1 pseudogene is annotated in these 474 nt (G+C 33.5%); it reads left to right on the forward strand.

From position 1 onward, the window contains the following. Nucleotides 1–474 (forward strand): annotated as a pseudogene (locus tag FUA24_RS17310) (DNA-directed RNA polymerase subunit beta'); the annotation flags it as partial.

Raw genomic sequence — 474 nt, forward strand, 5'->3', positions numbered from 1 at the left:
TGAAAATATTGAACAAGGTATTACATACCAAGTTGAAATTGATGAGCAAACTGGTTTCCAAGAAAAAGTAATTTCAGAATCTAGAAACAAAAAGTTAATACCAACCATTCATATTGAAGATGGTAACGGTGAAACAATTCGCTCATACAACTTACCAGTTGGTGCGCACTTAATGATTGATGATGGAGAGAAAATTAATGTAGGTAAAGTGTTGGTTAAAATACCTCGTAAATCTGCAAAAGCAGGTGATATTACAGGTGGTTTACCACGTGTTACTGAGTTATTTGAAGCTCGTAACCCATCAAACCCAGCAGTAGTATCAGAAATAGATGGTGTTGTGTCATTTGGTAAAATTAAGCGTGGTAACCGTGAAATTATTGTAGAGTCTAAAACAGGTGATATTAAGAAATACTTAGTGAAATTATCTAATCAAATTCTTGTTCAAGAAAATGATTATGTAAAAGCAGGTATGCC

This window comes from Seonamhaeicola marinus (genome assembly GCF_008085455.1).